This is a genomic window from Hydrogenimonas sp., assembly GCF_029933015.1.
GTDB lineage: Bacteria > Campylobacterota > Campylobacteria > Campylobacterales > Hydrogenimonadaceae > Hydrogenimonas.
In genome coordinates, this window is the sequence record NZ_JAOZOZ010000085.1 from 1 (window position 1) to 6,742 (window position 6,742).

General features: G+C 58.2%; 9 protein-coding genes. 7 read left to right on the forward strand and 2 right to left on the reverse strand.

The genetic code is table 11. The features are described 5' to 3' along the window. Positions 1-148 precede the first annotated feature (148 nt). Entirely contained in the window at positions 149-751 is a 603-nt protein-coding gene (locus Q1K23_RS06590; protein WP_300363351.1) for a DUF2238 domain-containing protein, read from the forward strand. A gap of 38 nt (positions 752-789) precedes the next feature. Here the strand turns inward: Q1K23_RS06590 and Q1K23_RS06595 are convergent, their stop codons facing one another. Both Q1K23_RS06595 and Q1K23_RS06600 read right to left on the reverse strand, forming a co-directional pair. Next, complete coding sequence (locus tag Q1K23_RS06595; protein ID WP_300363352.1) at positions 790-1,197, reverse strand: thioesterase family protein; 408 nt, start codon at positions 1,195-1,197, stop codon at positions 790-792. Between the two features lie 3 nt (positions 1,198-1,200). Next, positions 1,201-1,935, reverse strand: coding sequence for a ferredoxin-thioredoxin reductase catalytic domain-containing protein (locus Q1K23_RS06600; protein ID WP_300363353.1), 735 nt, complete (start codon positions 1,933-1,935; stop codon positions 1,201-1,203). 127 nt (positions 1,936-2,062) lie between these two features. Between Q1K23_RS06600 and Q1K23_RS06605 the strand changes: the two genes are divergently transcribed. The 6 genes from Q1K23_RS06605 to maf form a co-directional block, all read left to right on the forward strand. Further along, positions 2,063-2,398: a hypothetical protein gene (locus tag Q1K23_RS06605; RefSeq protein WP_300363354.1), complete on the forward strand. Its 336-nt coding sequence runs from the start codon at positions 2,063-2,065 to the stop codon at positions 2,396-2,398. After that, positions 2,398-2,724 carry a hypothetical protein gene (locus tag Q1K23_RS06610; RefSeq protein WP_300363355.1) on the forward strand — a complete coding sequence of 109 codons (327 nt, stop codon included), beginning with the start codon at positions 2,398-2,400 and terminating at the stop codon, positions 2,722-2,724. The genes Q1K23_RS06605 and Q1K23_RS06610 overlap by 1 nt, the downstream gene beginning before the upstream one ends. Continuing rightward, a complete protein-coding gene (locus Q1K23_RS06615) occupies positions 2,721-3,014 on the forward strand; it encodes a hypothetical protein (protein WP_300363356.1) in 294 nt (97 codons plus the stop codon). Before Q1K23_RS06610 ends, Q1K23_RS06615 begins: the two co-directional genes overlap by 4 nt. A gap of 88 nt (positions 3,015-3,102) precedes the next feature. Beyond that, on the forward strand, positions 3,103-5,667 hold the full coding sequence (alaS, locus tag Q1K23_RS06620; protein WP_300363357.1) for an alanine--tRNA ligase: 2,565 nt from the start codon (positions 3,103-3,105) through the stop codon (positions 5,665-5,667). Between the two features lie 58 nt (positions 5,668-5,725). Continuing rightward, on the forward strand, positions 5,726-6,217 hold the full coding sequence (locus Q1K23_RS06625) for a hypothetical protein (protein WP_300363358.1): 492 nt from the start codon (positions 5,726-5,728) through the stop codon (positions 6,215-6,217). A 1-nt stretch (position 6,218) separates the two neighbouring features. Then, the coding region (gene maf / locus Q1K23_RS06630; RefSeq protein WP_300363359.1) for a septum formation inhibitor Maf at positions 6,219-6,742 on the forward strand (524 nt) is incomplete at its 3' end.

Consider the following 6,742-nt stretch of genomic DNA (forward strand, 5'->3'; position numbering starts at 1 on the left):
CAATGTGCTGGAGTTTTTTATGGGTCTCTTTCTGATTCTCGTGCAGTTTTCGGCAGCCGAGAAGGTCTGGAGATGGGCGACCGTGATCTACGGACTTCTCTCTTTCGCAGCGGTGGGGCTGCTCTCTCCTGCGGTATACGGTTGAGTGATGAAATATCTGTGGCTGGCCATTTTTTTCGCCGTTTTGGTGTGGTCGGGGTACGCGCCGAAGGACCGTCTGACTTGGATACTGGAAGTGGCTCCGGCGATCGTCGGATTCGTCGTGCTCGCCGTGACGTACCGCTCCTTTCGTCTCACACCGCTGCTCTACTGGCTGATACTGATCCACATGATCATTCTGATGATCGGAGGCCACTACACCTATGCGGAGGTACCCTTTTTCGACCATCTCTTCGGCAGTACACGCAACAATTACGACAAACTCGGCCATTTCGCCCAGGGATTCGTGCCGGCACTGATCGCCCGTGAGGTCATCATACGGTTGAAGATCATTCCCAAAAGAGGATGGATGAACTTCTTCATCCTCTGTTTCGCTCTGGCTCTCAGCGCCTTCTACGAGCTGATCGAATGGTGGGTGGCGCTGGTGAGCGGTCAGGCGGCGGAGGCTTTTTTGGGAACCCAGGGGTATGTCTGGGACACCCAGTCGGATATGATGTTCGCACTGATCGGGGCCGTGACGGCGCTGCTCTTTGTCAGCGGTTGGCACGACCGGCAACTGGAAAGAGAGGGGTATCTGGACGCACGGCGGTAGGAGCGTGAGACCCGATATCGGGTCCGGATACTCTCACTTCATGCGAAAGATTCTACGATATGGCGGGGTATGCGCATCGGTCGCATACTCTTTATGTCGACGAAGATCCACTCCGTTTCACCTTCGCAGATGAGGGTTTCGTCCGTTTCACGGATGATTTCGTAACGACGGACGGCTTTGATCTTTCCGATCGGTTCCAGCCATGTCTTCATCAAAAGGATGTCGTTTTCGAAGGCCGGATGTCTGTATTCGATATGGTGGGATTTGGCGACCCATGTACCGCCCGCTTCCTTGCACGCTTCGAACCCCCAGCCCACGCTTTCGGAGTGGGCGGTGGCCGCTTCGATCATCCACTGCAGATAGGTGACGTTGCCGACATGGCCGTTGAAATCGATCGCCTCTTTCGGCACGGTGAAACGGTAGGAGAAGGTCGCGGAGCGCTCCATGGCCTACCGTTCGATCTCGCCGTCGTAGGCGATGATGCCGTAGGTGAGGTTGCCCACGTGTTTGAAGCCCTGGGCTTTCATGACGTGCTGGACCTGGTAGCTTCGGCTTCCGGTGTGGCAGTAGAGAATCATCCGGTCCTCTTTCTTGTTCTGGATCTTTTCGAACCAGTCGTAGAACTGCGAAGTGGGCCAGAGCTGATCTGTCCCCTTGATGTGGCCCATCTGAAACTCCATCGGCTCGCGTACGTCGATCAGCTCGAAACTTACCATGCCCAGTTCTCTGGCTTCCAGCAGCGCTTCGAGCTCGTCGCCGTCGAGCTGCTCCTTTTCGACGAGCAGCTGCGCCTCCTCTTTGCCCAGGCCGCGGGAGTGCAGGTGCACGACCTCTTCGATCTCCTCCTCCCTGGCGTGTTTTTCGGCGTATTCGGGGGTGCAGAAGATGCCGCAGTGGCAGTATCCCTGGGTGGGGATTTCCTGTTCGAGCGCCGGTTTGCAGGGGCAGATGCGGTTGTCGGCCGCTTTTCGCTCTTCGGGGGTTTCGCCGACGACCATGAAGCAGGGGCAGTAGCGTTTGCCGTAGATCATCTTGTTGCGGGCCAGACCCATGGCGACCCCTTCGTTGATCTCCTCGTCGGGGTTCTGGACGAATCCGAACTGTTTGTTGACCTTTTCGACGAATTTCCAGGTTTTTTCGAGTTCCGCCTGGAATTCGGGGGAGTTGATATCGATCTGCTGCATTCAAAATCTCCGATGTATAAAATTTTTCTTATGGATTTGATATGCCATTGTAACAAAAAACGGTCACGAAAAACGTTTTGGGGTATAATTATAAAAAGAGGTTAAAACCCCGTTAAAGGAGTGTCTCATGGCCACGAAAACAGAGAGAGCGAATCGTCCGGAAGCCGAGGTGGAAGCGTTGAGGAAAGAGGTCGAAACGCTGAAAAAGGATATTCTCAGACTTACCGAAACTCTCGGAAAAATCGGCGAAGAGAAACTGAAAAGCTCGGTGGACGAGGTGAAGGAGAAGATCGCGGCACAGATTCCCGACGAACGGCTCGAAGAGCTCGAAGCGCTGAAAAACCAGGGCGAAGAGGCGATCGAGGCGATCAGACAGCAGCAGAAGGAGCATCCCGTGGGAACGCTCCTGGTGGCGGCAGGCATCGGCTTTCTGCTGGGCAGGGTACTGGGCGGAAAGAGCTGATGAACAAAGTGACGGTCTCCGATTTCATCATCGCGCTGATGGACCTGCTGGAAGCCGAAAGCCGCGCCCTGCAGGAGTCGGCGGCGCTCTTCATGCGTGAGCAGCAGGAGTCGTGGAGAGAGACGCTCTATCGGAGCGGATGGATGGCGGGATGGATCGTTGCCGCCGTATTCTCCCTGATCGGGGCGCTCTTCTTTCTGGTCTGGGGCTTTTACAGGATCTTCGCGCTCTACGTTTCGGAAACGGCGGCACCCTTCGCCGCGGGGGCGCTTCTGCTGGTCTGCGGGCTGGTGTTCGCCAAATTGGCGGCCGGGATGCGGCGATGAACGATCTGCAGGAAGCCAGAAGGCGCTTCGACGCGCTTTTGAAAGGCCGTTACGCCCCCAGGCCGCTCTCTCCCGAGGAGGCGAAAACAAGACTCCGGCAGGCCGATCCGGGGATCGATATCTCCGAATTTCTGGCCGCACTGAGCGAAAAGGATCTCCGTCGGGCGGGAAACGCCCTGGTCTGGCAGACCCTGGCGCCCGAAACGATCGCCTACTTCACGCCGCTGATCGTCGGTGCGATCCAATCGTTCGTCGCAGCGAACGCCGCGAAAGAGTCCGAAAAAAGCTGATTCCCTACACTTCTTCTCCCCGGTAACCGATATTTCAAAAGTTTTTGGATAAAATCTATCCAATTTAATCAACGAGAAGGTTATTTCGATGGATATTCGACAGGCTTTTCTGGACTATTTCGCCTCCAAAGGGCATACCGTTTACGAGAGCGCGCCGCTGGTGCCGGACGATCCGACACTGCTTTTCACCAACGCGGGGATGGTCCCTTTCAAAAACATCTTCACCGGCGAGGTGCCGGCTCCCAACCCTCCCCGGGGGACAAGCTGCCAGACCTGCATCCGCGCGGGCGGCAAGCACAACGACCTGGAAAACGTCGGCCACACGGCCCGCCACCACACCTTTTTCGAGATGCTGGGCAACTTCAGCTTCGGCGACTATTTCAAAGAGGACGCCATCGCCTACGCCTGGGAGTTCGTGACCGAGGTGCTGGAGCTGCCCAAAGAGAGACTCTGGGTCACCGTCCACGAGAGCGACGACGAAGCCGAAGCGATCTGGGCCAAACACATCGCCAAAGATCGCATCCTTCGCATGGGCGACAAGGACAACTTCTGGCAGATGGGCGACACGGGCCCCTGCGGTCCCTGCAGCGAAATCTTCTTCGATCAGGGGGAGGAGCACTTCCACGGTCCCGAGGATTACATGGGGGGCGACGGCGACCGCTTCCTGGAGATCTGGAACCTGGTCTTCATGCAGTACGAGCGCGACAAAGAGGGCAACCTCACGCCCCTGCCCAAACCCAGCATCGACACCGGCATGGGGCTGGAGCGGGTCGTGGCCGTCAAAGAGGGAAAACTTTCCAACTACGATACCGAGCTTTTCATGCCGATCATCCGCGAGGTCGAGGAGCTGGTGGGCAGAAGATACGAGTATGAAAGCGGAGCGAGCTACCGCGTCATCGCCGATCATCTGCGCTCGACGACATTCCTGCTGGCCCAGGGGGTCAACTTCTCCAACGAGGGACGCGGATACGTCCTGCGCCGCATCCTGCGCCGCGCCGTCCGCCACGGCTACATGCTGGGGCTCAGAGAGCCCTTCATGTACAGGCTCGTCGATGTTCTGGTGAAGATCATGGGCGGCCACTACACCTATCTCAAAGAGAAACAGTCCGCCGTGGAGCAGATGATGCAGCTGGAGGAGGAGCGCTTCTTCGCCACGATCGCCGCGGGGATCGAGCTTTTCGAAAAAGAGCTCAAAAACACCAAAAAACTTTTCAGCGGCGCCGTGGCTTTCAAGCTCTACGACACCTACGGCTTTCCGCTCGATTTGACGCAGGATATGCTCAAGGACAAAGGGATCGAAGTCGATATTGCCGAGTTCGAGCGCCTGATGGCCGAGCAGAGAGAGCGGGCCAAGGCGGCCTGGAAGGGCAGCGGCGACGCCCGGGTCGAGGGTGATTTCAAGGCGCTTCTGGAGGAATTCGGCCACAACACTTTCGTCGGCTACGACAACCTGAAGGCCGAGAGCAGAGTGCTGGCGGTGCTCAACGACGGTTTCGCCCGCGTCAAGTGCCTCGAACCGGGTCAGCGGGGCTGGGTGATGCTCGACGTCACCCCCTTCTATGCCGAAAGCGGCGGACAGACGGGGGATGCGGGCGTGCTGCGGGTCATGAACGGTGACGAGGTCGTCGCCGAAGTGGTCGATACGAAGAAATTTTTCGATCTGAACCTGAGCGAAGTGGTCGCCAAAACGAAGCTCTGCGAAAACGACCTGGTAGAGGCGGCGGTCGACACCACACGCCACGAGATCGCCAAGCACCACAGCGCCACCCACCTGCTCCACAGCGCCCTGCGTGAGATCCTGGGCGACCACGTGACCCAGGCGGGCTCGCTGGTGGAGGCCGAAAGGCTGCGTTTTGATTTCAGCCATCCCAAGGCGATGACGGGCGAGGAGATCGCGCAGGTCGAAAAGTGGGTCAACGATGTGGTCGAGCGGGGGATCGAGGGCGAGACCGAGGAGATGGATATCGAATCGGCGAAAGCGAAAGGGGCGATGGCGCTTTTCGGCGAGAAGTACGGCGAGAAGGTGCGGGTCGTCAGCTTCGGCGAAAGAAGCGTGGAGCTCTGCGGAGGGACCCATGTGCGCAACACGGCCGAGATCGGCATGTTCCTGATCACGAAAGAGAGCGGTGTGAGTGCCGGGGTGCGCCGTATCGAAGCGGTCTGCGGCCACGCCGCCTACGAACTGGTCAAGTCGATGCGCGCCACGCTGGCGCAGATCACCCACGAGCTCAAGGCCAAAGATCCGCTGCAGGGTGTCGAAAAACTGCAGCAGCAGGTCAAACAGCTCAAAAACGAGCTCAAAGAGGCGCAAAAGAGCAGAAAAGCCGAGATCAAAACGGAGAAGATCGGCGACGTGACCGTCGTCGTCGACGAGGTGGAGGGCGGCGACATCAAGGCGATGATCGACGATCTGAAAAACGCCCACGACAAAGTGGCGGTGATGCTCTTCCAGAAAAAGGGCGACAAGGTACTGATCGCCGCCGGACAGAAGGGCACGAACGCCAAGGCGGGTGCCTGGGTCAAGGCGATCGCCCCGGTTCTCGGCGGCGGTGGCGGCGGACGGGACGACTTCGCCCAGGCGGGAGGGAAAGACCCTTCGAAAATCGCCGAAGCGAAAACGAAAGCGCTCGAATATCTCAAAGAGACGCTCTGAGAGCACGAAAAAGCCGTCCGTCGACCGGACGGAGTGACAATAAAATAAGGAGGGAAAGATGAAAGAGACAGCCGTCGAACTTTTCAACAACTACGCCTTTTTTCTCGTCTTTCTCCATGTACTCGGGGCCATCGTATGGGTCGGCGGGATGATCGGTATGAGACTGGCGGTCCATCCGGGGCTGCAGCATATCGATGATCCGAAGCATCGGATGGCGCGCACGCTGGAGATCGTCCGCAATCTTTTCGCTTTGGTACTCCCTTTCATCGTCCTGATACTTCTGACAGGACTGGTCATGGGATTGGCGGTCGGCGCTCCGGGAACGGATCTGGCCACCGTCGTCTACGTGAAGGAGGGGATCTGGCTGGTCATGACGGCCAACTATGCCGCGATGGTCTATCGCAGGAACGTGGCGGAGCGCCGTTTCGTCTCGGGAGATATGGCGGGCGCCAGAGAGATGATGGCCCCCATCCCCAACCTGATGCTGCCGGTCAATATCGCCCTGGGTGTTCTGGCTCTGGTGCTCGGCATCTATCTGAGGGGCTTTTAGAATGCTGATTCTGGGGTCCGGCTCCGAGACGAGAGCGCAGATACTGCGCTCAAACGGGATCGATTTCGTCCAGAAGGCGTGCGATTTTAACGAGGAGGCGCTGGACCATACGGTGCCCAAAAACTTCGTCTACCACGCCGCCATGGGCAAGATGAAAGCCTGCGAGGCGGCGCTGGGGCTAAAGAGGCCGATCTTGACGGCGGACACGGTCGTGACGGCCCGCGGCGAGATACTCCGCAAAGCGAAGGACGAAGCCGACGCCCGGCGGATCCTCGCGATGCAGAGCGGCAGCGACGTCTCCATCATCACCTGCATGGTCTACAAATCGCAAAAAAAGATGTTCGTCGACCTCTCCGATACGGTCTACACCTTCGCCCCTTTCGACGAAGCGGATCTGGAGCGCTACATCGAAAGCGGCGAGTGGCGCGGCAAGGCGGGAGCCTGCATGGTGGAGGGTTTCTGCAAACCCTATATCCGCAGTGTCCGGGGCTACGAGAGCTGCGCCATGGGACTGACGGTGGAAAA

Excerpts from the sequence above, each read along its gene's own strand:
- Q1K23_RS06590 (WP_300363351.1), top strand. The coding sequence starts at position 149 with ATGAAATATCTGTGGCTGGCCATTTTTTTCGCCGTTTTGGTGTGGTCG.
- Q1K23_RS06595 (WP_300363352.1), bottom strand. The coding sequence starts at position 1,197 with ATGGAGCGCTCCGCGACCTTCTCCTACCGTTTCACCGTGCCGAAAGAG.
- Q1K23_RS06600 (WP_300363353.1), bottom strand. The coding sequence starts at position 1,935 with ATGCAGCAGATCGATATCAACTCCCCCGAATTCCAGGCGGAACTCGAA.
- Q1K23_RS06605 (WP_300363354.1), top strand. The coding sequence starts at position 2,063 with ATGGCCACGAAAACAGAGAGAGCGAATCGTCCGGAAGCCGAGGTGGAA.
- Q1K23_RS06610 (WP_300363355.1), top strand. The coding sequence starts at position 2,398 with ATGAACAAAGTGACGGTCTCCGATTTCATCATCGCGCTGATGGACCTG.
- Q1K23_RS06615 (WP_300363356.1), top strand. The coding sequence starts at position 2,721 with ATGAACGATCTGCAGGAAGCCAGAAGGCGCTTCGACGCGCTTTTGAAA.
- alaS (WP_300363357.1), top strand. The coding sequence starts at position 3,103 with ATGGATATTCGACAGGCTTTTCTGGACTATTTCGCCTCCAAAGGGCAT.
- Q1K23_RS06625 (WP_300363358.1), top strand. The coding sequence starts at position 5,726 with ATGAAAGAGACAGCCGTCGAACTTTTCAACAACTACGCCTTTTTTCTC.